The organism is Fredinandcohnia onubensis, assembly GCF_002734285.1.
GTDB classification, from domain to species: domain Bacteria; phylum Bacillota; class Bacilli; order Bacillales; family Bacillaceae_L; genus Ferdinandcohnia; species Ferdinandcohnia onubensis_A.
This window is the reverse complement of record NZ_NSEA01000011.1, coordinates 65896-91008: the sequence shown is the minus strand read 5'-3', so window position 1 is coordinate 91008 and position 25113 is coordinate 65896. Positions and strand designations below refer to the sequence as shown.

25 protein-coding genes and 1 pseudogene are annotated in these 25113 nt (G+C 37.1%); 17 read left to right on the top strand and 9 right to left on the bottom strand.

All coding sequences use genetic code 11. The features are described 5' to 3' along the window. Positions 1–54 precede the first annotated feature (54 nt). The 8 genes from CKJ95_RS11840 to CKJ95_RS11805 all read left to right on the top strand — a co-directional run bounded on the left by CKJ95_RS11840 (position 55) and on the right by CKJ95_RS11805 (position 10641). The gene (locus CKJ95_RS11840; RefSeq protein WP_099353638.1) at positions 55–1437 is read left to right on the top strand and encodes an L-cystine transporter; all 1383 of its coding nucleotides are present in this window, start codon (positions 55–57) and stop codon (positions 1435–1437) included. Positions 1438–1522: 85 nt separating this feature from the next. Then, complete coding sequence (locus CKJ95_RS11835) at positions 1523–2278, top strand: VOC family protein (RefSeq protein ID WP_099353637.1); 756 nt, start codon at positions 1523–1525, stop codon at positions 2276–2278. 318 nt (positions 2279–2596) lie between these two features. Further along, a complete protein-coding gene (locus CKJ95_RS11830; RefSeq protein ID WP_099353636.1) occupies positions 2597–3874 on the top strand; it encodes an ATP-binding protein in 1278 nt (425 codons plus the stop codon). Between the two features lie 140 nt (positions 3875–4014). After that, complete coding sequence (gene glcT, locus CKJ95_RS11825; protein ID WP_099353635.1) at positions 4015–4857, top strand: glucose PTS transporter transcription antiterminator GlcT; 843 nt, start codon at positions 4015–4017, stop codon at positions 4855–4857. Between the two features lie 200 nt (positions 4858–5057). After that, positions 5058–7091, top strand: a complete 2034-nt coding sequence (gene ptsG, locus CKJ95_RS11820; protein WP_099353634.1) for a glucose-specific PTS transporter subunit IIBC — start codon at positions 5058–5060, stop codon at positions 7089–7091. A 202-nt stretch (positions 7092–7293) separates the two neighbouring features. Next, on the top strand, positions 7294–8244 hold the full coding sequence (locus CKJ95_RS11815) for an AAA family ATPase (RefSeq protein ID WP_099353633.1): 951 nt from the start codon (positions 7294–7296) through the stop codon (positions 8242–8244). Beyond that, entirely contained in the window at positions 8244–9434 is a 1191-nt protein-coding gene (locus tag CKJ95_RS11810; RefSeq protein ID WP_099353632.1) for a DUF58 domain-containing protein, read from the top strand. The genes CKJ95_RS11815 and CKJ95_RS11810 overlap by 1 nt, the downstream gene beginning before the upstream one ends. Further along, positions 9424–10641 (top strand): DUF4129 domain-containing protein, encoded by a 1218-nt coding sequence (locus tag CKJ95_RS11805; RefSeq protein ID WP_099353631.1) that lies wholly within the window; start codon positions 9424–9426, stop codon positions 10639–10641. Before CKJ95_RS11810 ends, CKJ95_RS11805 begins: the two co-directional genes overlap by 11 nt. A 42-nt stretch (positions 10642–10683) precedes the next feature. Here the strand turns inward: CKJ95_RS11805 and CKJ95_RS23815 are convergent, their stop codons facing one another. The 3 genes from CKJ95_RS23815 to CKJ95_RS11795 all read right to left on the bottom strand — a co-directional run bounded on the left by CKJ95_RS23815 (position 10684) and on the right by CKJ95_RS11795 (position 12552). Beyond that, complete coding sequence (locus CKJ95_RS23815) at positions 10684–10809, bottom strand: hypothetical protein (protein ID WP_257215775.1); 126 nt, start codon at positions 10807–10809, stop codon at positions 10684–10686. Between the two features lie 76 nt (positions 10810–10885). Next, entirely contained in the window at positions 10886–11653 is a 768-nt protein-coding gene (locus CKJ95_RS11800; protein ID WP_099353630.1) for an alpha/beta fold hydrolase, read from the bottom strand. A 101-nt stretch (positions 11654–11754) separates the two neighbouring features. Beyond that, positions 11755–12552: an HAD family hydrolase gene (locus CKJ95_RS11795; RefSeq protein WP_180271483.1), complete on the bottom strand. Its 798-nt coding sequence runs from the start codon at positions 12550–12552 to the stop codon at positions 11755–11757. A gap of 501 nt (positions 12553–13053) precedes the next feature. Here CKJ95_RS11795 and CKJ95_RS11790 point away from each other — a divergent pair. Together CKJ95_RS11790 and ptsP are read left to right on the top strand one after the other, a co-directional pair. Continuing rightward, a complete protein-coding gene (locus tag CKJ95_RS11790; RefSeq protein WP_099353628.1) occupies positions 13054–13320 on the top strand; it encodes a phosphocarrier protein HPr in 267 nt (88 codons plus the stop codon). Then, a complete protein-coding gene (ptsP, locus tag CKJ95_RS11785) occupies positions 13320–15038 on the top strand; it encodes a phosphoenolpyruvate--protein phosphotransferase (RefSeq protein WP_099353627.1) in 1719 nt (572 codons plus the stop codon). The genes CKJ95_RS11790 and ptsP overlap by 1 nt, the downstream gene beginning before the upstream one ends. Positions 15039–15078: 40 nt before the next feature. Here ptsP and CKJ95_RS11780 read toward each other — a convergent pair whose 3' ends face one another. Both CKJ95_RS11780 and CKJ95_RS11775 read right to left on the bottom strand, forming a co-directional pair. Then, on the bottom strand, positions 15079–15744 hold the full coding sequence (locus tag CKJ95_RS11780) for a GNAT family N-acetyltransferase (RefSeq protein ID WP_099353626.1): 666 nt from the start codon (positions 15742–15744) through the stop codon (positions 15079–15081). Between the two features lie 60 nt (positions 15745–15804). Continuing rightward, positions 15805–15996, bottom strand: a complete 192-nt coding sequence (locus CKJ95_RS11775; RefSeq protein ID WP_099353625.1) for a DUF5370 family protein — start codon at positions 15994–15996, stop codon at positions 15805–15807. A gap of 111 nt (positions 15997–16107) precedes the next feature. Between CKJ95_RS11775 and CKJ95_RS11770 the strand changes: the two genes are divergently transcribed. Further along, positions 16108–16320, top strand: a complete 213-nt coding sequence (locus CKJ95_RS11770) for a hypothetical protein (protein WP_099353624.1) — start codon at positions 16108–16110, stop codon at positions 16318–16320. A gap of 64 nt (positions 16321–16384) precedes the next feature. Here the strand turns inward: CKJ95_RS11770 and CKJ95_RS11765 are convergent. After that, positions 16385–16468, bottom strand: a pseudogene (locus CKJ95_RS11765) (YjcZ family sporulation protein); the annotation flags it as partial. A gap of 90 nt (positions 16469–16558) precedes the next feature. Further along, a complete protein-coding gene (locus tag CKJ95_RS11760; protein ID WP_099353622.1) occupies positions 16559–16660 on the bottom strand; it encodes a YjcZ family sporulation protein in 102 nt (33 codons plus the stop codon). Between the two features lie 136 nt (positions 16661–16796). Between CKJ95_RS11760 and CKJ95_RS11755 the strand changes: the two genes are divergently transcribed. The 3 genes from CKJ95_RS11755 to CKJ95_RS11745 all read left to right on the top strand — a co-directional run bounded on the left by CKJ95_RS11755 (position 16797) and on the right by CKJ95_RS11745 (position 20098). Then, positions 16797–17684 (top strand): NAD(P)-dependent oxidoreductase, encoded by an 888-nt coding sequence (locus CKJ95_RS11755; protein ID WP_099353621.1) that lies wholly within the window; start codon positions 16797–16799, stop codon positions 17682–17684. A gap of 152 nt (positions 17685–17836) precedes the next feature. Next, complete coding sequence (locus tag CKJ95_RS11750) at positions 17837–18019, top strand: hypothetical protein (RefSeq protein ID WP_010282879.1); 183 nt, start codon at positions 17837–17839, stop codon at positions 18017–18019. A gap of 222 nt (positions 18020–18241) precedes the next feature. Further along, positions 18242–20098: a PAS domain S-box protein gene (locus tag CKJ95_RS11745; protein ID WP_099353620.1), complete on the top strand. Its 1857-nt coding sequence runs from the start codon at positions 18242–18244 to the stop codon at positions 20096–20098. A gap of 69 nt (positions 20099–20167) precedes the next feature. Here CKJ95_RS11745 and CKJ95_RS11740 read toward each other — a convergent pair whose 3' ends face one another. Beyond that, on the bottom strand, positions 20168–20404 hold the full coding sequence (locus CKJ95_RS11740) for an IDEAL domain-containing protein (RefSeq protein ID WP_099353619.1): 237 nt from the start codon (positions 20402–20404) through the stop codon (positions 20168–20170). A gap of 320 nt (positions 20405–20724) precedes the next feature. On the opposite strand from CKJ95_RS11740, the gene CKJ95_RS11735 reads away from it, so the two are divergent. Next, positions 20725–21993 (top strand): DUF346 domain-containing protein, encoded by a 1269-nt coding sequence (locus CKJ95_RS11735; protein ID WP_099353618.1) that lies wholly within the window; start codon positions 20725–20727, stop codon positions 21991–21993. Positions 21994–22018: 25 nt separating this feature from the next. Then, complete coding sequence (locus CKJ95_RS11730; RefSeq protein WP_099353617.1) at positions 22019–22669, top strand: glycoside hydrolase domain-containing protein; 651 nt, start codon at positions 22019–22021, stop codon at positions 22667–22669. Positions 22670–22707: 38 nt separating this feature from the next. Here the strand turns inward: CKJ95_RS11730 and CKJ95_RS11725 are convergent, their stop codons facing one another. Continuing rightward, positions 22708–23175 carry a YkyB family protein gene (locus tag CKJ95_RS11725; RefSeq protein ID WP_099353616.1) on the bottom strand — a complete coding sequence of 156 codons (468 nt, stop codon included), beginning with the start codon at positions 23173–23175 and terminating at the stop codon, positions 22708–22710. A 180-nt stretch (positions 23176–23355) separates the two neighbouring features. Between CKJ95_RS11725 and CKJ95_RS11720 the strand changes: the two genes are divergently transcribed. After that, a complete protein-coding gene (locus tag CKJ95_RS11720; RefSeq protein WP_099353615.1) occupies positions 23356–25086 on the top strand; it encodes a sensor domain-containing protein in 1731 nt (576 codons plus the stop codon). The last annotated feature ends 27 nt before the right edge of the window (positions 25087–25113 follow it).

The following is a 25113-nucleotide window of genomic DNA, read 5'->3' as shown; positions in this document are numbered from 1 at the left end:
ACATTATCGGATTATATTTTAATACATTAGTAAATAAAAAAGGGGGTAATACATATGAGTTTACTTGGTATTGTAAATATCGTTTTTATGGTCTTATTACTACTATTATTGTTTTATATGCAGAAAAAACATGTCTCGTTTTCAAAACGTGTATTTGCAGCGCTAGGAATAGGGATTGTCTTTGGTCTTGTCCTACAACTCATTTACGGTGTTAATTCAGAAATCATTTCCGAATCAATTAGTTGGTTCAATATCGTCGGTAATGGTTATGTGAAGTTTTTACAAATGATTGTAATGCCACTTGTTTTCATTTCCATCGTTTCAGCCTTCACGAAAATGAAATTGGCAAATAATATCGGGAAAATTAGTGTCCTGATCCTTGGAATTCTAATAGGTACAACTGCAATCTCAGCACTTGTTGGAATTGGAACAACGGTTGCATTTGACTTAGAGGCTATTCAAATCGAAGCTGGTGAGGCTGAACAAGCAAGGGGTGCCTCGATAGAAGAACGCTATGCGGGTATTCAAGATAAAACATTCCCAGAACAGATTGTTGACTTATTGCCCGCAAACCCATTCTTAGACTTTACTGGGGCTCGATCCACATCAACAATTGCTGTTGTTATCTTTGCAGCGTTCATAGGAATTGCATTCCTTGGAGTTCGTCGTAAAGACCCTGAGAATGCAGAGTTGTTTGCTAAAATTATCGATGCCCTTTATTCGGTTATCATGCGCGTTGTAACGTTAATTTTACGTTTAACTCCTTATGGAGTTCTAGCGATTATGACACGTGTGACGGCTACGAGTGATTACGGTGCGATTTATAAGCTTGGTAAATTTGTGGTTGCTTCTTATGTTGCGTTATTGATTGTGTTTGCGATTCACTTATTGTTGATTACTTTAGCTGGATTAAATCCAATTACGTATATTAAGAAAGCTTTCCCTGTATTAACTTTCGCGTTTACGTCACGTAGTAGTGCAGGTACATTACCACTTAATATTAAAGCGCAAACGAATGACTTAGGTGTTCCGGAAGGAATTGCAAACTTTGCAGGTTCATTTGGACTTTCCATTGGACAAAACGGATGTGCTGGTGTGTATCCAGCGATGCTTGCGGTGATGATTGCACCAACAGTTGGTATTAATCCATTGGATCCAACCTTTATCTTAACAGTCGTAGTGATTGTAGCGATTAGTTCTTTCGGAGTTGCTGGAGTTGGTGGAGGAGCAACTTTTGCTGCCATCCTCGTATTATCAGCACTTGACCTTCCAGTAGCTTTAGCAGGTTTATTGATATCTGTTGAGCCTTTAATTGACATGGGACGTACAGCACTTAACGTTAGCGGTAGTATGACAGCAGGTGTTCTTACAAGTAAAGTAACAAAAGAACTTGACACTGAAACCTACACAAACCCATCTCAACAACTTGGTGCATAAGAGAAGTGAAAAATAAGACCCTAATTGTAAGGGTCTTATTTTTTTATGATAAAATGTATTAAAAATAGGCTAGGGGGATGATTGGTTGGATATTCGTTTTGATCATGTTGTCCATTATGTTAAAGATCCGTATGAGGCAATGACAGCATTTAAACTTCTTGGTTTCCATACCGCAAAAGGTGGTAACCACGAGATTTGGGGGACCTATAATTCTTTATGTTATTTTAAAAATCTTGCTTATATCGAATGGATTGGGATTAACAATCTAGAGGTTACAAAGGAAGGTAGTCACCCATTTACCCGTCACTTGTATGAAGACTATAAACGAGGAGAAGGACTTTCACAAATTGCCTTCCGGACCAACTCGATAGATCAAACCAACCAAGAGCTTACAGAACAAGGCATCCATACAATTGGACCCTTCCCAGGCTCTAGAAAACGACCTGATGGCTCCCTTCTTGAATGGTCGATGCTCTTTATTGACCATACCCACTCAATGCCATTTTTTATTGAATGGGGGGAGGACGATAGAGTAAGGGAACTAGAACTTATTGAAAAAGAGGTTTATGTTCCAGACTCAAAATCCATTTCGTTTATTGCATACGCTGTGGAACAGCCGGAAAATCTTGCAGATATTTGGGCGGAAGTATTCAATGGCACAGTACACAACTCAACGCTTCCGGGTACTGAACAAAAAGCAATAAAGGTTCATTTTGATACAATCGATGTGTACTTTATCAGCCTTAAGGATCATCCGAGAGGGGAACGCCCTTTTCTGGTTGGAATAGAACCTAATGCAAAAAGGGAGATTAGTCTTCATGGCGCTAAGTATTTATTGTGAAAATTAAAAAGAACCAACCGCATATACACGGTTGGTTCTTACTTTTTGGGCGTAATAAAACTTTAATTACATAATTGATGATACATACATGCCGCGGTAGATTTGAAAATCTTAAACAACGAAAGCCCTACCTCTCTTTCGTCCTTTCGGCTCCGAAGCCGGTCCAGTGTGAATAAGTCTTTCCCAAATGTAAAAGATAAAACGTAAAATTAAATTTATCTATATCTATATAAAATAATTATGTTAAAGTTAATAGGGAACAAATTTTTATTATACAGGAAAATATTCTTGTTGTCAAATGGTAATGGGGTGCTTGTCATGTCTATAAAAACACTTTTCAAGAAGAGATTGCTACTTATCTATTTCTTGGCAAGCCTAATATGGATAACTTTCTCTGAATATGTAATTGATCTATTTCCTTCCGTTTATGATAGTTATTATCAAATCGGCAAAGGTTTGATTTTTGTCGTTTTCACAACCGTTCTTATTCATCTTATTATTAAGAAACATGATGCCTATATTAAGGCAATAGAAGAACAAAATGAGTTGTCGACACTTATTAATGCGATGCCTGATTTTGTCTGTTTTAAGGATGGAGAGGGTAGGTGGATCCGTGTAAATGAATATGGAAAAGACCTCTACCAACTTCATGGTAAACCTTATAAAAACAAAACAGATAAAGAACTAGCAGAAATGATTCCGTTCTTTAAAGAGCCATTTTTAGGTTGTGTTGACTCGGATGAGGAAGCTTGGAAACAAGGAGTGACTACTCGTGTGGAAGAATCATTTCCTGTCCTAAGTGGAGAAATCAAGACATTTGATGTAATCAAGGTTCCTTTATTCGACGATGAAGGAAGAAGAAAAGGTTTGGTAACAATTGGTCGTGATATTTCAAAAGTAAAAGCTGCTGAAGAGCTTGCGCTAAGAAGGGAGAAACTGTCTGTAGTAGGTGAATTGGCTGCGGGAATAGCCCATGAAATCCGAAATCCACTTACGACGATTAAAGGCTTTGTCCAATTGCAGAAGGAAAAGAATGCATCAACATCTCATATTTCCGACATTATCCTTTCCGAACTTGAACGGATTAATCAAATTGTTAGTGAATTACTCGTATTTTCAAAGCCGCAAAGCAAAATTTTAAAGGAATTTGAATTAAAAGAGCTGATTGATTATGTCATCAAGCTCACATCGCACGAAGCGACCCTTTATAATGTAAAGGTTAACGTTGAAAATGACGCTGAACATGCTGTTCTTTATGGCGATATGAATGAACTAATCCAGGTGTTTGTCAATGTCATTAAAAATTCAATTGATGCAATGCCAGATGGAGGAAGAACGAAAATTCGCACTAAAGTAGTGGGAGAACATGTTCAAATTGAAGTGATCGACACAGGAGTGGGTATCCCGAAAGAGCGACTTGAAAAAATTGGGGAACCATTTTTCACATTAAAAGAAAAAGGTATGGGACTTGGGCTCACGATGAGTAACAAAATTATCCAAGACCATAAAGGAAACTTTAAAATTAAAAGTAAGGTTGGGTTCGGCACAAAAGTTATCATTACTTTACCTGTCAGACATCACAAGAAGGATAGCTGAAATAAACTCCTTCTCTTTGTTCGTTCACTTTGTCTTTCTCATGATTAACACAATTCATTACAAGGTAAAAATATTGATTTCTTTTTCTTGCTCATATACGATATGAATTGTATGTCTAAGCTAAAAAGTGGGGAATAAAGATGTCTGTCATTACTATATCTAAAGTTTTGAATAATAATGTCGTCATTGCAGATCACTCCGACTATGGGGAGGTCGTTTTAATAGGAAAGGGCATCGGCTTTAACCGAAAGCAGAAAGAGGTGCTCGAAGCGGCTAGCGTAGAAAAGCTGTTCGTCCTGAAAAATGAAAAAGTACAAACTAACTATATTAAGCTTCTACCATATTTAGAGGATGATTTACAAAGAGTGATTATTTCCGCTATTGAGTTAATCAAAAGCAGGACAGTTGACTCGTTGAATGAACATATCCATGTTGCCTTGACCGATCACTTGATGACTACTGTTACCAGGGTTTCACAAGGGATGGAAATCCGTAATCCTTTTTTAATAGAAACGAAAACCATGTATCCTAAAGAATACGATCTCGCCAAAGAAGTAATGGATATTTTTAGAAAAGAATGTAATATACATTTGCCTGAGGGAGAAGCTGGTTTTATCGCCCTTCACATCCATAGTGCAATAACCAATAAAGAATTATCTGAAGTAAATCAGCATTCTCAACTTGTGACAAAATTAGTTCAGTTGGTAGAGGATCAGTTGAAAATGGTGATTGACAAACAGAGCATTGATTATATGAGACTTGTACGACATTTGAGATTCGTCATTGAACGTGTAAAAGTGGGAGAGAAAGTAGAAGAGCCAGAAAAAATCACTGCACTCTTGAAAGAAGAATATCCATTATGTTATAATCTCTCGTGGAAACTCATTAAGGTAATACAGCAAGCGCTGAAGAAACCAGTTTTTGACGCAGAAGCAGTCTATATAACGATGCATCTGCAAAGGCTTCAGAAGAAAATTAAATAGTATACATTGTCTTTAACGTGTTACTGATTCGATCAGGCATGAGTAAGGAGAATGATTGAAGTAAGTTTAACAGGATATATTGCCCTTTACTAGGGGAATATTATTCTTGTAACTTCTTTCGATTATCCTCTTTCTCATGCCTTTTTTATGTTTATGCGATTACCTCATGAGAATGAAAAATTAGTAGGGGGTTTTGAACCGTGTTTAAAAAAGTTTTTGGTGTCCTGCAAAAGATTGGTAAAGCGCTTATGTTACCTGTAGCCCTTTTACCAGCAGCAGGTCTTTTACTTGGAATAGGAAATGCGATGCAGCAAGAAACGATGCTTCAATATCTTCCATTCCTAGAAGCTGATTGGATTCAACTTATTGCATCGGTAATGGAGGATGCTGGTGGGATCATATTTAGTAATCTAGCCCTTCTCTTTGCAGTCGGGGTAGCGATTGGTTTAGCTGGAGACGGTGCAGCAGCACTTGCTGCTTTAGTCGGTTATTTAGTTCTAAATCAGGTAATGAGCTCATGGCAGGGAGTTACTCCTGATATGCTTACTGATAATCCTGCTTTTGCATCTGTATTAGGAATTCCTACATTACAAACAGGTGTATTTGGCGGAATTATAGTTGGTCTTATAGCTGCTTTTGCTTATAACCGCTTTCATGATATTGAAATGCCTTCATTTCTTGGATTTTTTGCAGGGAAACGATTCGTTCCGATTGCAACTGCCGCGTTTTCTTTTATAGCAGGTCTTTTATTATTAGTCGTATGGCCACCAGTTCAAGAGGCAATGAATAGTGCATCACTTTGGCTGATAGAAGAAGGAACGTATTTTGCTGTGTTTTTCTTTGGATTTATAAAAAGATTGCTAATTCCGTTTGGTTTACATCATATTTTCCATGCGCCGTTCTGGTATGAATTCGGTTCTTATACAACCGCATCTGGCCAAGTCGTCAGGGGAGATATGACAATCTTCTTTTCACAATTGAAAGACGGAGTGGAAATTACCGCTGGTAACTTTATGGCTGGCGAATTTCCAATAATGATGTTTGGTTTACCGGCTGCTGCGCTTGCTATGTATCATGCTGCACGTCCGGAAAATAAAAAACTTGTAGCTGGTTTATTAGGTTCAGGTGCCCTAACATCGTTCTTAACGGGTATCACAGAGCCACTTGAATTTTCATTTATGTTTGTGTCACCAATTTTATTCTTAATCCATGCAGTGCTGGATGGATTATCTTTTGTTTTAATGACAGCGTTGAGTGTTAATATAGGCTACACCTTCTCCGGTGGAGGAATTGACTTTTTCTTATTTGGTATATTGCCAGGGAGAGAGCCTTGGTGGATTGCTATATTATTAGGTCTCGTTTTTGCAGTTATCTATTATTTTGTTTTCCGTTTTGCAATAAAGAAGTTTAATCTCATGACACCTGGACGCGAAGTAAAAGGTGAAGAGGAAAAGAAAGGGCAGGCTGGAGATCTTGCTTATAACATCCTGAATGCAATGGGCGGACAAGAAAATATTGCCCATCTTGATGCATGTATCACCCGACTACGTGTTTCTGTAAACGATATTAAAAATGTCGATAAAGATGAATTGAAAAAACTGGGTGCAGCTGGTGTGCTAGAGGTTGGAAATAATATTCAAGCCATCTTTGGACCACGTTCTGAAACAATTAAAAGCCAAATGCAAGACGTAATGAGCGGGAAAAAACCCCGTGAAGTCGAAACGAACCAAGTTGAAAAAACAAATCCAAAATTAGTGAGTAATGAACAACAAGGTGCTGATCAATTTAATTCGCCAATTAAAGGTGAAATAAAGCCAATTACTGAAGTTCCTGATGCGGTGTTTTCTGGTAAAATGATGGGTGATGGTTTTGCAATTGTCCCTTCTGAAGGTGTCATTGTTTCACCTGTTGATGGGAAAATAATCAACTTGTTCCCAACAAAACACGCGATTGGTATTCTATCTGATTCAGGCCGTGAGATTCTTATTCATGTTGGGATTGATACAGTTAATCTTAAAGGACAAGGGTTTGAAACGTTTGTGAGTGAAAATGATAAGGTCGAAAAAGGTCAACAACTTTTAAAAGTTGATTTAGACTTTATTAAGAAAAATGCAACATCAATTGTTACGCCGATTGTCTTTACAAACCTTGCAGAGGGAGAAGAAATCGTTCTTAAAAAGCAAGGTAACATTAATCTTTCTGAAGAAAATATCATCGAGATTACAAAAGGATAATGAATACAACAGGCAGACCATAGTTAATTCTAGGGGTCTGTCTGTTTTAATTTATTGGACCGCAAGAAGGAAAGTTTAGTACTCTCTTTTTTTTTACGGAACAAATTCTGCAATGTAGGATAATTATGTTGGAAAATACCAACATTTTTGATAAATTTAAATTGTCACATGATTACTAATTCAATAAAAACAGGGGGCAATTATGTCTGCAAAAGAGAATGTTCTAAAAATCAAAGAGAATATTGGGAAAGGCATCATCGGAAAGGACGAGGTGATTGAACTTGTCCTAAATTCCCTTATTAATAAAGGTCATATTTTACTAGAAAGTGTACCTGGTACGGGAAAAACGATGCTTGCGAAGAGTTTTGCAAAGTCTATTAGTGGTAATTTTAAGCGCATTCAATTTACACCGGACGTGCTACCTAGTGATATTACTGGGATTCAATTTTTTAATCCGAAAGAGCAGGAATTTCAACTGCGCCCGGGTCCGGTAATGACTAATATTCTCTTAGCCGATGAAATTAACCGTGCAACTCCTAGGACTCAATCGAGTTTACTTGAGGTCATGGAGGAGCGTCAGGTGACGATCGATGGAGAAACGTTAAAACTTCCATCACCGTTTGTAGTAATCGCAACTCAAAATCCAATTGAGTCACAACAGGGGACTTTTCCATTACCAGAGGCGCAAATGGACCGTTTCTTTGTCCAAATTGATTTGGGTTATCCAAGCTTTGAAGAGGAAAAGCAAATTATGAGAACCTATCGTCAAAATAATCCGATTGAAGAAATTTTGGAGGTCCTTACAAAAGAAGAGATTATATCGATGCAAGCTGAGGTCGGGCAAGTGAAACTTTCCGATGAAGTAGAAGACTATTTACTAAGAATCGTACATGCAACAAGAAAGCATACTGATGTTGAAGTTGGAGTCAGTCCAAGGGGGACTCTAGCACTTATGAAGGCTGCTCAAGGAAAAGCGTATTTGGATGGGCGTATGTTTGTAACCCCAGAGGATATAAAATATATGGCTCCATATGTTATTTCTCATCGCCTTGTGCTTACGATGGAGGGGTCACTTAAGAAAACGAATCGCCAGGTTATACATGAACTGTTATCAACGGTTTCTGTCCCGGTGGAAGCCGGAGCAGTGAAGTAATGGACTGGAAACGGCAAATATCCATTGGAAATGAATTGTCGTATATGTCTTTTCTTTCTTCTGTTTTTATACTTGTAGGGATTCTTTCACAGGTGTTTTTGCTTCTTTTTGTAGGGGTATTGTTTCTTTTATATGTATTTGTGAACAAATATTATTTAAAACATGTAGGAAATAAAATCAACGTTTCGATCGATAAAGAAACCGTAAAGCTCTTTAAAGGGGAAGATGGTGATTTTTCACTAACATTAAAGCAAGAAGGTCGTTTACCAATCATAAATGGCCAAATTCGGCTAACTGTGGATCACGTTGTAGGATTTCAGAATGAAAGAAAAATACTAGAGACAGAACAAATCGAACTATCACTACCACTTACTCTAATAGGAAGACAGGCTCAAACCACAATGTTGCCTTTTGAAGGGAAGCAAAGGGGAGTTGCGAAAATCCGTACGCTCGAGCTAAGAATTCCTCATTTATTTGGCTTTGGTGAGGCATATCTTCAATATACGAAACCGGTTGCCTTTGAAACAATTATTTATTCTTCCCCGGAAACGGTTGGAGGGATTGAAAAAATTGTTCCGAAAAATCAAGGAGAGTACCCAATTCGGAGTTCGTTTTTTGAAAACATGACACAAATAATCGGAACGAGAGGTTATGTGCCAACAGATCCATTTAACCGGGTGCATTGGAAAGCGAGTGCTCGTACGAATCAATTACAAACGAAGATTTATGATAAAACAGCTCAATTCTCTTGGACTATTATCATTAATGTGCGCGAACGAAAACTAGAAGAGTATTTAAGCGGGTTAACGTATATGCTTGAAGCAGCTACGTTAAAAAACATTCCATTTGAAGTGTATGTAAATGTCAGAAGGGCAGGGAGAACCCCTTTTATCCACCTACCAGTAGGAAAAGGAAAGGAACATTTAGCGAAAGCACTGGAATTAATTGCTCGTCTCAGTAAGCATAGTGTAACAATACCATTTCATTTTATGATTCACACTATCGAAAGACAGCAACAACTTTCACCTTACGTCATTATGATAGGTGAAATAGAAGAGAATGAGGAACTGATTCTCAGTAGGTTTGCAAGAAAAGGTGTCGATTGTTTTAAACTAATTGAGAATAATGACTCCATCTTATTACAGAAGGCATCCTTGGCAATGAGGAGGGGGAATTCCCATGCGATATAGTCAGTCTTTACTGAAGTCGTATCAATACGTAATGGAGATGATCCTTCTCTATATTTTACTAATGTTGTTCTATATTCACACAGACTATTTGCCGCCCATTATACCATTTCTGTTTCTAACTGGCGTCGGAGCAGTCATCATTGCATTCCTGTTATCACTGATGAAATCAAATACCCCGTATTTTTTCATTATGTTAATCGTTCCATTGCTTGCACTTGTTAGCAGTGAAATAGGGCTATCGTTTGGTCAAAGCATTGTGATTGCGGCTGTTGTTTGTTATCGAATCATTATCCATTACCACAAGAATCCTAAGCTGACGGAAGCTATGATTTTAAATGGTAGTTTACTATCTGGTGGGTTAACTTATTTTGCTGCAAAGGTCCAAGGGTATGTCCACAGTGACCTTATCTTATATTTACTTGTGACTCAATTGCTTTTCTTTATGATTGGAAAAATACTAAACAGTGTAAGTACAAGTTCACTCGTGAAGAAAACAATCGCTACAAAACAGAACTCCTGGTCCGTTGTCGGGCTGTTTAGTGGCTTGTTTGTGGGTGCTATTGGTGTCGCGGTTATTTTTCCAATCGTTTTTGTCAAGGGTTTGTCTTTGATTACATCCATTCTTGGAACTGGCTTTTATTGGGTTTCAAAGCCACTTTTTAATGCTGTCGAAAATATCGATTCCTATAGAGGTTCTCAGGGTGAAAGTGTTGGAACTTTGAACTGGGAAGAAACCGAAAAGAAAAATCCACTTTTTGAGCTGATCGGTAGCTTTGATATTTGGTTTTATTTATCCATTCTTGGTCTACTCCTATTAGCAGTGATTCTTTTCTTACTAGCAAAAAAGAGATTTGTAAAAGAAGCTGCTGTGGTTGGCGACGTATACCAATATGCAACGATTACAGAAGGGGTTACAAGCCCTACTGCAAAATGGAGACGTTCAAAACGACAGACACCACAAGTAAAGGTACGAAAGCTTATCCTTGAACTTGAGGTGCTCTCAGCAAAGCATGGATTTGGACGATACCATCATGAAAGTGTATCAGAATGGTTAGGAAGAAACCATTTCCTTGACTCTCGACTTGTTGAACTCTATGAAAGGGTACGCTATGGGGATGAAGTATTAACCGATGAGGAAAACAAGGCTTGTGAGGAGATCGCCCAGAACCTTAAAGAGAAGATTAAATCGTTAAAGAAGTCGAAATGAAAGAAGAAGAACCTGGGTGTCCAGGTTCTTTTTTCATGTTGCTTATTTTTTCTTCTTTTTCTGTTTTTTAGGTGTTCCGCCAATTTCCTCGCCAAATTCTTCGTTATGTGAAACAGTTGGGTTTGCCACTTCTTGGCTTACCTTATTTTGTCTTCCTTTTTTAGCCATTATGTTGACCCCCTTATTTTAAATTTTTGTTCGATTATTAGTATGTGTTATCTTACGGTATAAAATGAACGAACGATTATAGTTTTTCTATGAATGTTTCAATTAATTGATTGAATGTATGTGCATGTCTCGTCGGTACTTGATGTCTAGCTTTATTAACAAAGACTCTCTCTGCATTTGGAATTTCCTTCTCTAAAAAACGTTGATAGGAGTGCATGTAGAAATCGAAGAAACCATCAACTAATAGAACAGGGACTTTTATATCTTTTAATCGATGTGAACAATTATATTCGAGTCCTCTTATGTACATTTGATAGAGAATATTTACATTTGCTTTTTTTACATATTGTTCAATTTCCTTTTTATATTCTTTTGTTGTACCATGTGCCTTCCCTAATACCTTTGCTAATACAGATAATCCTCTCATTCTAACGGTGGAAATTCCAAGCTTAAATTCTGACCGTAATAAAAATGTGTTCACCTCTGAAAAACCACCAATTAATATGATGCCTTCAACACGTTCGGGATTGGAAAGGGCAAATTCCAATGCAATGGATCCGCCATTGGAATAACCGCATACAACGACTTTTTCGAGAGCTAGTTGATCTATCAGTTGCAGAATATCAGTTGCTAATAATGAAATGGTGATATCCTCAGTTCCTGGATCACTATTCCCATTTCCACGTAGATCAAATGTAATAACTTTAAATTTTTTTGACAGGGGTTGTTGCAGTTTAAAGGTTACATGTCCCATTCCAGGAGGGTGAATGAAAACAATTGGTTTCCCTTCACCATGGCTTTCATAGTAGATTTGGGTCTGATTCGTACCTGTTATATATGGCATCTCTTCTTCCTCCAACAAATCAGTGCAAATGATTTTATTTAGTTTTTGGTTAGATGCAATCTTTTATAACATAAAAAAGACTCGAATCTCTTCGAGTCTACTTAAACACTTTGTTTACTATTTTCTTTTAAAATCATTTCAACCGCTTCTGCCACAGATTGAACAACGAATTTTGCTTCTTTTTTCACTTCGTCATGTGCAGTCTCCATCACAAAACTGTAAGGAGTTAAGCGGAACATCGGAATATCATTAAAAGAATCCCCAATACATGCAATTTCCTCTGGTTTTAAAGAAAGATCCTCGAGAAGTTTTATAATTGCATTCCCTTTGCTAATTTGCTTTGGCATAATATCCAAAACATGTTTCTCGGAAATGAACAAATCAATTTCATCGGAATAATCATTAGAAAGTGTTTCGTACGTCTCAACAATATCGTTTTCGAAACCAATCAGGGTAATCTTTGATGGTTTAATTTCTCTAAACTTCGTACTTATTTCTGGATCAATGATGATAGGATGGAACATTCTTTTTTGAACACCCTCAACATACTCATTATTTTCATGGGTGTAATTTGTGTCATAGCTACAGATAATCGTTACGAACTTCGGATTCAATACGTTATTATAGATTGTTTCTGCGATTTCGGTTGTGAAGGTACGAGAAAAAATGGACCGATCATCTAAGGTTGATGCAAATGCCCCATTTTGGCTAATTCGATGGAAGTTTTGCCCAATCGATTTTAATACTTCTTTTATCTCAGTATCCATTCGACCCGTGGCGATGCTAATTTGAAGTCCATCTTGTGCGGCCTTGGTCAATGCTTTAGTATCTTCAGGATTTACAGAATTGTCTTCCCGCAATAGTGTTCCATCTAAATCACTAACAATCAGTTTGATCAATGAAAGCACCTCCAACTTATTATGTAGATAAAATACAATATTTGCTTATTATACATGACTACCTTTAAGGATTGTAATCTTTAAATGCACTGTTTGTAAAGAATAGTACATTTGAATAATAAGTTATTGTAAATGAAAAACATTCTCAATTTTCGTTTTAAAACGATTATTTGCCTTTCTGTTGAAATACGTTCTATTCCTATGCTATACTTTTTCGTGTAAAAGGTTAGGTATAAAAGGTAAGAGCATTTTAACCAAATCAAAATCTAAAATTTACATATGTGTAATATATTACGTGTTACTGATTCGATCAGGCATGAGTAAAGTAGTGATAAAAGCTATAGGCAAAAAAACATTTTTTGCATGGGTTTTATCGTCTTTCTCATGCCTTTATTTATTGCATCTAGTGAACACAATAATACTCTTTCTTTACATATCTACCGGAAACGAACAAATACTACAAGTAATTATTTTTAAAATAAGTGAAAAGGGGAAATAAACATGGCAGAAAAAACATTTAAAATCACAAGTGAATCAGGAATTCATGCACGTCCAGCAACAGTATTGGTACAGGCTGCTAGTAAATATAACTCAGATATTCAATTAGAATATAACGGAAAGTCCGTAAATCTAAAGTCAATTATGGGTGTTATGTCTCTTGGAATTGGACAAGGTGCAGAGGTAAAGATCGTTGCAGAAGGATCTGACGAAGAAGAAGTAATCGCTAACTTGACAGAAATTATGGCAAATGAAGGACTTGGTGAATAATGTCTGAAATAATCAAAGGAATTGCTGCTTCAGCAGGTATCGCAATCGCGAAAAGCTTTCGTTTAGAGCATCCAGATCTAACCGTTGAAAAACAAACTATTAGCGACAAGGATGCCGAAATTAAGCGTTTTGAAGAAGCAGTTAATCAATCAAAAGAAGAATTAGAAGCGATTAAGAATCGAGCAAATGTTGAACTAGGGGAAGACAAAGCGGCAATCTTTTCCGCCCATCTTCTTGTTTTAAGTGATCCAGAACTCCTTAATCCTATTAAAGATAAAATAAACTCTGAAAATGTGAATGCAGAGTTTGCATTACAGGAAGTAGCGAATATGTTCATTACCATGTTCGAAGGAATGGACAATGAATATATGGCAGAACGAGCTTCTGATATTCGTGATGTAACAAAACGTGTTTTGGCTCATCTACTAGGTGTGACCATCTCGAATCCAAGTATGATTTCAGAAGAAGTTATTATTATTGCGGAAGATTTGACTCCTTCAGACACAGCTCAATTAAATCGAAATTATGTAAAAGGCTTTACTACTGATATTGGTGGCCGTACTTCACACTCTGCGATTATGGCTCGTTCAATGGAGATTCCAGCAGTAGTTGGAACAAAAACGGTTACTTCAGATATTGAAAATGGGGTAATGGTTATTGTTGATGGACTTGATGGTGCTGTCATTGTTAATCCATCTGAGGAAGTTTTAGCTCAGTACCGTCAAAAGAAAGAGCAATATGAAGCACAGAAAGCTGAATGGGCTAAACTTAAAAATGAAAAAACTGTTACAAGTGACGGGGAGCATGTAGAACTTGCTGCAAATATCGGAACTCCAGAAGATGTAAAGGGAGTTCTCGAAAATGGCGGAGAAGCAATTGGACTATATCGTACAGAGTTCCTTTATATGGGGCGTGACCAACTTCCTACAGAGGAAGAGCAATTCGAATCCTATAAAACAGTTCTTGAAAAAATGGAAGGCAAACCTGTTGTCGTTCGAACACTCGATATAGGTGGGGATAAGGAGCTCCCATACTTAAATCTTCCGAAAGAATTAAATCCGTTCTTAGGATTTAGAGCGATTCGTCTTTGCTTAGAGGAACAGGATATTTTCCGTACACAATTACGTGCGCTACTTCGTGCAAGTACATATGGAAACTTAAAAATCATGTTCCCAATGATTGCAACACTTGATGAGTTTAGACAAGCTAAAGCAATTTTACTTGATGAAAAAGAAAAGCTTGTAGCGGGTGGAACCTCTGTATCTGATACAATTGAAATCGGAATAATGGTTGAGATTCCGTCCACTGCTGTATTAGCTGACCAATTTGCAAAAGAAGTAGATTTCTTTAGTATTGGCACAAATGATTTAATTCAATATACAATGGCTGCTGACCGAATGAACGAGCGTGTCTCATATCTTTATCAGCCATATTCTCCATCAATCTTACGACTCATTTCAATGGTGATTGAAGCGGCTCATAAGGAAGGCAAGTGGGCAGGCATGTGTGGAGAAATGGCCGGGGATACAATTGCAATTCCAATTCTGTTAGGATTAGGATTAGACGAATTCAGTATGAGCGCAACATCCATCTTACCTGCAAGAACTCAGATCAAGAAGCTTTCTAAAGCTGAAATCGCAAGCTTCAAAGAAAAGATTCTTTCTATGAGCACTACGGAAGAAGTAGTTGAATTTGTAAAAGCAAACTTTATGAACTAAAGAAAAAAACGAGTCTAACTTTAATGTAGACTCGTTTTTTTCATATTTGAAAGGGATTTTTCCATTCCATTAATAATCCATAATTACAGGACTCCTCGTCCTCGAGGTAGTTTTCAATAAGCTGGACAGGACTGCGTCCACAACGAAGAAGAAAGGTAATCACGGGATCCTTTAGTTCACCTGACATTACTTTTTCAATGTATTCTTCGGCACTTAGATCTGTAGAGTACTTAGAGTATCCAGAAATTCGCCCGCCACCTACTAATCGGTCTAATTTTAAATGTACAACAACTTCATACATCGATTGCATCAACCATTTCCCCAGGCCAAATTTTCGATAGGCCGGGCTCACACAAATATCAACTATGTATAATGTGTTTCCACCTGCAGTATGATTTCGTATGTATCCGTTATCTGTGATTTCCTCCCACGTATGTTGTGGATGACTAGGGTCAAATTGAACAATTAATCCAGTCATTGAACCACATATTCTACCGTCAATCTCGACACATAGGGCACCCTCAGGGAATAGAGCTACATGGTTATGTAATTGTTCATTATTCCACCATAATTCAGAAGGAAAAGGTGGAGGGAAACTTTCTTGTTGAACACGAATCAGGTCGTCAAAATCATTTTCTTGATAATTACGAATTACGCACTTTTTAGGTGTATTTCCATCAAACACAAATATTTCTTTTCGATACATGTCATCACCTCACATCCACATTGTACGTTACATTCAAATGGATGAGAAGTAAAACTATACTTATTCTTGGTGTGTATCAAAAAACGCATCAACCACATTTTCTATTAAAGCTGGGTCTGGTTGCTCTCCTTTAAAAGCGAAAGACAATTCCTTGATAAATTCTCCATCCCGATAGACATGAATTGCCCCTTTTTGACTAATGACACTATATTCTGTTTCAAACCGATAGCCTTCGCGATCAATCGCACCCATTACAATCTCTCCTCATTTCATTAATCCTGTTCTTATTGTTCCTATTTATGATGTAAAAAGTACATATTTTTGATAGAACATGCCACTTTAATAATGAGGAGGTATAGAAAAATGCCAGAAAATGATCGCGATTATCATGAACGGGACCCTCATTTCGATGGACGCTATGAAGGCATTATCAATGATGATACTGCAGGAAATAAAATAGGGATTAGGTCTGATGTAAATACAGAAAACATGGTTCAACCGAAAAATCCTTATCATATGAAGCCTAAAGTGGATAAAGAAATGAAGAAGTTCCAGGATATCTTTGAAGGAGAGTAAAGTAAAAAGCCAGCAACTGTTTTATGTTGCTGGCTTCGTATTAATGTTAAATGCTTATCTTAGCTTAGAACCAAGCAGCTCCGACGATGATTAGAAGAATGAACAATACAACAATCAGCGCAAAGCCTCCGCGGAACCCATAACCACCGTAATCATAGCCACCATATCCGTATCCACAACAACTCATATTACATCTCCCTCTCTTTTTTTATTATTAACCTTTAATTGTCTTAAAGAATTAGTAACCTACATAAGCAGCTCCAACAATGATCAATAGAATGAATAATACAACAATCAAAGCAAAGCCTGCTCCATATCCTCCGTGTCTTTCTCCACTCATTTAGAACACCTCCATATCTATTTGTTATATCCTATGGAACATGTGCCGTTTTCGTAAGGTACAAATCCCCAATTTTCCCATTTTTTTTTGGAATTATATGATATGATAAAAATAAAAAATCAAGGGAGATAACGTAATGGTACATAAAGATTTTTTAAATGAAAATGCGGTTGTGGGGTTTATTGGAATAGGTGTTATGGGAAAAAGTATGGCAGGTCATATCCTTTCAAAAGGACATAAGGTTCTAGTCTATACACGCACGCAAGAAAAAGCTGAAGAACTTGTGAAACAAGGAGCCGTTTGGAAACAGTCTGTAGCGGATATCGCATCTGAAGCGAATATCGTCATTACAATGGTTGGCTATCCCTACGATGTGGAAGAGGTCTACCTTGGTGAAAATGGACTATTGGCACATGCAAAAGAAGGAACTTATTTTATTGATATGACAACTTCAACTCCGTCTTTAGCAACTAAAATCTACGAGGAAGCAAAACAAAAGGGCTTGTATTCCTTAGACGCGCCTGTTTCTGGTGGAGATGTTGGTGCAAAAGAAGCAAGGTTAGCTATTATGGTTGGTGGGGACGAAGAGGTTTTTGAAGCTTGCAAGCCGCTATTTGAGATCATGGGAGAGAATATTGTGTATCAAGGTCCAGCGGGTTCTGGCCAACATACAAAAATGTGTAACCAAATTGCAATTGCCTCCAATATGATTGGTGTCGCTGAAGCAATGGTATATGCTAAGAAATCTGGACTCGACCCTGAAACTGTTTTAAAAAGTATTTCAACAGGAGCTGCTGGAAGTTGGTCATTAAGCAATCTTGCCCCAAGAATGATTGCAGGTAATTTTGAACCAGGTTTTTATATCAAGCATTTCATTAAAGATATGGGAATTGCCCTCGAAGAAGCAAAAGCAATGGGAATGAATACACCAGGTCTAGAACTTGCAATACAAATGTATGAAGAACTGGCCGAAAAGGGCGAAGAAAACAGCGGAACTCAAGCCATCTACAAACTGTGGGATTAATGAGTCAAAGGAATCTTTGTCCAAAACCTTGATTAAAGTCATAACGAAATTTATTCACCAACAAGCACAAGTGCACTCGCCTATTGTTGCATAGGAAATCCTCTAGGAGAAGAAAATAATAATGATTATCTCTAAGGGGGGTGCACTCAAATATGGCAAAGCGTAATAAAAAGAATGATCCTGAACAAAAAAACAAAAAAGGCTTTGACTCAGCTGTAACGGATACAGAGTTCGGCAAAGAATTTGGTAGCGCAGCAGCGAACAAAGCACATAAGAAAAAAGCGAAAAAAGAAAAAGCCTCTAAGAATGATGGTAAATATGAAGGCGGACTTTAATACTTACAAACTCGACAAGCAGGTGCTTGTCGAGTTTTTTTACCTTCGGATGGTGATGAATTGATTTTAGAGCTTAAAACAGGTCTTTCTACCTATGGATATGAACTAAACCCTAAATTAATGTAATAGTATAGTAAAAAACTGGTTACCATAACAAAATTTTTTATTTCATATTTTAGATCTTAATGATACGTCTAAAGCGAAAGGGAGGGGGTTCAACACATGGAGTTTGGCAATCAAACTAGTGCTCAACAGCAATTACCACAAACACAATGCTCTGTTAATCTTGTGTTAACAGTTACGGTAAACGGAAAAATTCTCTATATATCAAGTAACTGTAAAGATATCTTAGGTTACACAAATGAAACATTAATTGGATCTTCCATTAAAAACATTATCCATAAGGATGACAGATTCATGCTTGAAAGCTATTTTTTCAATAAGCATGAAACTTCAGTTTGTGCACTAAGGGTTGTGAAGACAAACGATGAATTTATCTGGTTCGAAACAACCGTTGAACCTGTTTATTACTCCGATTCCTTCGAATATGACGAAATCCTATTAAAAATGAGAGTGCTAGTCGAGCCTGAAAATAGTCGGACACATGAGGAAATCCAGAATAATACGTTATTATCATCTGTTAATTCGGAAATTGTTCTTCATCAAAATCGTTTAAAAGATGCATCCATTCTAATCGATGAGGCTCCATTTCCAATTATCATTTCTAAATTTGGTAGGATATTGTATTTAAATAATGAAGTTAAGACCCTACTCGAAATTCAGAATCCTATGGACGTATTGGGAAAATCGATTTATTCACTTATCAATCAGGAATTCCATGAAGTAGTAGAAAAACGAATTCAACAACTACAAAGTGGGTATCGATTGGGTATTATTGAACAAAAGTGGAAGAAACAAAATAATGAGGAAATTTTTGTAGAAGTAAAAGAAGTACCGATTTATATTAATGATGAAATCTATGAATATCTTGTCCTACATGATATTTCATCTAGAAAATCATTTCATGATATTATCCATAGAAGTCGTGAACGATATCAACGAATTGTCCAGAATTCTATTGATACAATCGCGGTTATTTATCAAAACAATTGGGTCTTTATCAATGACTCAGGTGTAAAAATGTTTGGCGCGAACAGCTACACAGAAATGCTTGGGAAAAATATATATACCTTTCTACATCCAGAAAATCACGATCAGGTTAGAGATTTTATCAAAATTGTAAATGCTGAAAAAAAGGAAGTTAATTTTAGCAAGCAATCCTGGTATACCATCCAGGGAAAGCAGGTTTATACAGAATTAATCGGGATTCCGACTACTTATTTTGGTGAAGCTGCTGTTCAAGTAATCATTCGTGACATATCAGATCGAATCAAAGCAGAGGAATTAATGATTAAATCTGAAAAACTGTCTATCGCTGGACAACTTGCTGCTGGTATTGCACATGAAATTAGAAATCCATTAACCGCTATAAAAGGATTTTTACAATTGTTTCATAATGATTTTCAAGGGAAACAAAACTACTTTGATATCATTTTTTCAGAGCTAAATCGAATTGAATTGATTTTAAGTGAGCTATTGTTATTGGCAAAGCCGTCAGAAATTAAATTCAAAAATAAAGATATTCGAATCATTTTGCGAGATGTTGTAACATTGCTCGAGACGCAAGCCATTCTGCAAGATATCCAAATCAATATCGACTTTATGAATAAAGAGTCCATTATTACATGCGATGAAAATCAGATAAAGCAGGTCTTTATCAATCTTATTAAGAATTCCATCGATGCAATGGAAAAGGGCGGTAATATTTTTATTCGTACAATGGTTACGGTCGACTCAATTTATATATTGTTTATAGATGAGGGGTGTGGTATACCAAAACCGATTCTTGACCGAATTGGGGAGCCTTTTTACACCACAAAGGAAAAAGGAACAGGCCTTGGCCTTATGGTTAGTTATAATATTATTGAAAATCATAACGGTGAAATTAAGGTGGATAGCAAAGAAAATGAAGGAACAACCTTTGAGATAAAGCTTCCGCGTGTAAATGAAACGGTGTAACTTTTAGAAGTTACATCGTTTTTCAATAGGTAAAATAAAAGGCTAGTGCATTTTGCACCAGCCAATTGGTTATTGTAAAAAGCTATGTTGTGACAGTAACGTATTATATTGTTTTGTAAGTTCCATAAATAATGTTTCATCTTTGTTAATAAGTGATTGGTCGATTTGTTTAAGTAATTGTTCTTTTCTAAAGGAGGCCTGTGATTGGATGAGAACCATTTCGGCTACCTTTTCATACATTTCTTCATCAGGCGTTTGAGAAATTACGACTACCTCATTTTTTTGCTCTTTGTTAAAATGGTTCATTACTTAATCACTCCTTTGATTTTTTCACTTCTTTATAAATCAAAAACCCCTTCACCTTATACGTATAACTAGAATCATTTCATTTAATAATTTCTAGTTGTCTTTCTATTATGAAGGTAATTAGGCGAAAAGTAAAGTATTTTTTTAGAAAATTTGGATATGTCAGAATTTAGATGAATTGGCAAACTAGGATATAAGGTTCGGAGAATATGAAAAAATGGGCTACTTTCTTAAAAAATTTCATAGTATGAAATGAACAACTTTTTAACTTTATTCAGTTTTGCTGAATAAAGTTAAAAGAATAAAAGGAGGTACCTGTCATGAATCAACCATATGGTGGATATCCAATGAATCCTTATGCTCGCGTGGTTCCAAACTATTATTATCCTTATTATCCCGCAAATGGCTACCAACAGGCTCATTATATAAATACACCCACTACAGAACACCAGCAAAGACAAACAGAAGAATTTCAAAATGTATGGAAAGAGGTACGAAAAAATTTAAAACCTCACTATGATCATTTAGCTGAATTTAATGTAAACCGGAGTTTATCGCAGTATATAGCCATGCAACTTGTCATGTACACATTGATGGCTCAAAATCAATTTTCGGGTTCTTTAGATCAAAAAGTGAATCAAACCTATCAGGCGTTTCGTCGTCAAGCCAACTGGGTCTTTGGTGTGTTATCGCCTTACCGAATTCCAGATCGTGAGCTTGAAAGAATATTTAAAGCGATTATTCGACTTACTTATGAAACTATTGGCTTTTCACCTGAAAAGAATTGGAGTGAATGGGAAGATCTTGGAGGCTACTTAACATCTGGACCTTCTGTTACTGTACCTGGAAGAAATCAGTTAGATGTCTATGTGCGTGGAAGAAACCGTGTGTTGTATCGGCGGATGTGGAATGGAACAAGTTGGACAGATTGGGAAAGCCTTGGAGGTACTCTTACATCTTCACCAGCTGCTGTCTCATGGGGACCTGGCAGGGTAGATGTGTTTTCTCGTGGTGAGAATAACCACTTGATTCATAAATATTGGAACGGGTCCACTTGGAGTGAGTGGGAAGATTTGGGTGGAGTCTTAACATCATCACCTGCTGTCTCATCTTGGGCTGAAAATCGCCTAGATGTATTCGGAAGAGGCACAGATCGCCATCTTTATCATAAATATTGGGATGGGGATAGTTGGAGTGAGTGGGAGGACTTAGGCGGTGTTCTAACGTCTGCACCTGGAGCGGTGTCGTGGGGGCCAAATCGAATCGACGTTTTTGCGCGAGGCGAAAATAGAGCTCTTTATCATAAGTATTGGGACGGCTCAAGCTGGAGTAATTGGGAGGATCTTGGTGGGGAATTAACCTCAAGTCCAGCTGCATCCTCAAGAGAGCCTAATAATCTTGATGTTTTTGTAAAGGGTACAGACGAACATTTATATCTCAAAAATTGGGATGGAAGCCGTTGGAATGAATGGGAGGACCTTGGTGGTACATTAACTTCCGAACCATCCTCAGCCTCATGGAATCGAAACCGAATTGATGTCTTCGCAAGAGGAGAAAACAACCAACTTATCCATAAATGGAAATCATAATTTCAATTGAACAGGGGTTGTGGAAATGCCTAGATATGTGTGGGGAGTGGATTCAGCGGCAACTGCTGATGAAGAGCTATATACATTTGTAAAATCTAAATTGGGAAACCCAAAATTCTGGGGCCGATATTTAAGTGAAGTCCCCGATGTTTCAGCAGGATTAACAAGAGCAGAAATTTCATTCTTGCGGAACCGAGGAATTAAGGTTTTGCCCATCTATAATGTTTTTTCTGATGCAATAGGATATGAAAAAGGGCAGATTGCTGCAAGAAATGCAGTATTTAATGCAAGACGTCTTGGCATTCCAAACAATGTAGCATTGTTTGCAAGTGTGGAACGTTTTTCTGCTGTAGACGAGGCTTGGATTCGGGGGTGGGTGGAATCGATTTACCCAAGTGGCTTTCGTCCAGGGTTATACAACGATCCCGTCAAAGGAGATTTTTCTGTAGCTTATTGTGAGGCTGTACGAAAAAATAGACAGATAGCTGTCCAAACGATCTTATGGAGTGCTGAACCTGAGCCTGGCGTGACAAAGGAACGAAATGCACCTACATTTAAACCAATATCACCAAAATGTAAGGCAAATGTATGGGTTTGGCAATATGGAAAAGATTCGGAAGACTGTCCGATTGATACCAATTTAGCTGACCAGCGGGCCTTAAATTACCTATATTAAAAAAACCAGGTACATCGTCCTGGTTTTTTTAATGGAATTTAGCGATAGCTTTCTCCTAGTTTTTTGAATACGGGTTTTTGGTATGGCCGTTTGTTTGGCCGGTGATTATTCTCGGTCTTTTCTTCGATTCCAACGTATTGCTGAAGCAGGCTTTTTGCTAGAGAAAGTGATAGATAGGTTTTTGGATTGCGATATGTCTGATTCAACTGTCCAAGGTGTGGTAGGCGAGAGAAGTCTTCTTTTGTAGGAGGCATGTGAAAATAATAGTCTCCGGCTGAAATTAAGACATCGGATTGTTGTTGACTATTTTTCGGATTTCTGGAAAAATGTAGTCCTTCCTTTTTGGCTTTCCCTTCGGATATAAGCTTTTCTAGTGCTTTTCGTTTTAGTAAGTATAAGAATTTAGGGTTTGTAGCCGTTTTGGCATGTCGGTTTACAACAAATATGGCACGTGCAAGGTTGTCCACATTTGGTTCAAGCGGGGCTTGATTTACCTGTTTTTTCATACTTTCTCTCCTTTCTATCTTTTATTATACTGGTAGTAGTGTATTTTGACAAATTCATCTAGCGTATTGTATTCATTAAATCTTTCAAATGATTATATAGAAATAATTATTGAAAAATTAAAGGTTTTTGTCGATGTATGCCGAAGAGGTAAATATTAATCTGTAGCAGGGAATGGTCTCATGAATAACATTAATCATGTAATCTTAAAGGATAAGCAATTTAGCCACTTTGGTGAGAAAATTGAGGCAATCATCTTTGAAATTATTCTTAAACATATCAAGGATTTAATATATGTCATGAAAGTAGAGGAAGACGACATTTTTACCTATGTCTTTCTAAATGAAGAAGCGAAAGGGCATGCAAAATTAACTAACTCAAGCCTTGGAAAAACACTTTACGAGGTGTTACCTAAAGAAACGGCTGATCATTTGCATGCACAATATAAATCTGTTGTGGAGAAAAGAGAGGCAGTCTCGTTTCAGGATGTTGTGATTTTACCCGATAAAAAAGTTGTACATGGTGAATCGCTCTTAACCCCAGTCTTTGATGACAAAGGAAATATTCTATTCATCGTAAGTGTCACTCGTGATATCTCTGCAAGGGTTGCCGATAAAGAAATGATTACCTATATGGCCTATCATGATCAACTTACAGGTTTGCCCAATCGCAGTTCATTGAAGCAGGACTTAGATCATGCTGTTGTAGAAGCAATAGAGAGTGATCAAGAATTTGCATTAATGTTCATAGATCTTGATCGTTTTAAATTTTTCAATGATTCTATGGGACATGTAGCGGGGGATCATTTATTAAAAGAAGTTGGAAGACGGTTATCAACAATTGGTCAAAAAGGCTATAAGGTTTTCCGTCAAGGCGGGGATGAATTTATCATCATACTTCCAGAGTCATCAAGAGAGCATTCCGAAGAATTTGCGCAGAACGTGATCCGGTTATTTGAAAAGTCTTTCATTTTAGAGAAAAAAGAATTCTTTATTTCAGCAAGTATTGGAATTAGTCTCTTTCCAATCGATGGCAATGATGCTGATACATTAGTAAAAAATGCTGATACAGCTTTGTATCGTGCAAAGGAATTAGGCAGGGCGCTCTATCAATTTTATAGTACTGATTTACAGAAACAGTCTTCCCATTTGATGTATCTTGAGACAAGTCTTAGAAGGGCTATTGATAAAAATGAACTTGAAATCTACTATCAACCTCAGTTGGATCTTAGTTCAGGCAAGGTGACTAGCTTTGAGGCTTTGTTAAGATGGAATCATCCGACACTAGGGTTTGTATCACCTGCTGAATTCATACCGATAGCAGAAGATACCGGGCTCATTTTATCAATTGGAGAATGGCTAATTCACACAGTTTGTCAGAAATTAAAGCGTTGGAAAGAGAGTGGATATGGGACTGTATCTGTTGGCATCAATTTATCACCAAAACAATTCCAACAACCTGAATTAGTAAATATGATTCAACGAAATATTGAAGAGAATCAAATCTATCCAGGTAGTCTTGAAATTGAGCTTACCGAAGGAGCGATGTTAGACCCAAAGAAAACGTTGTTCACATTGGCCAAATTAAAGGACATCGGAGTTCGAATTGCAGTGGATGACTTTGGCACAGGCTATTCTTCCTTAAGTTATATAAAAAAACTTCCTATCGATACATTAAAAATCGATAAGTCCTTTGTAAAAGATGTTCTCCGTGATGAAAAAGATGCTGCCATTACAACTACAATCATTCACTTAGCCCAAAGTTTAGGGCTTTCAGTAATTGCTGAAGGGGTTGAAGAGGAACAACAGGTTGAGTTTTTCAAGATTATGGGGTGTCATAAAGTACAGGGATATTTCTTTAGTAAACCAATACCAGAAGACGAGTTGATTGAGCACTATTTAACAAATAAGTAAGAGGATGGCCTAGGGTCATCCTCTATC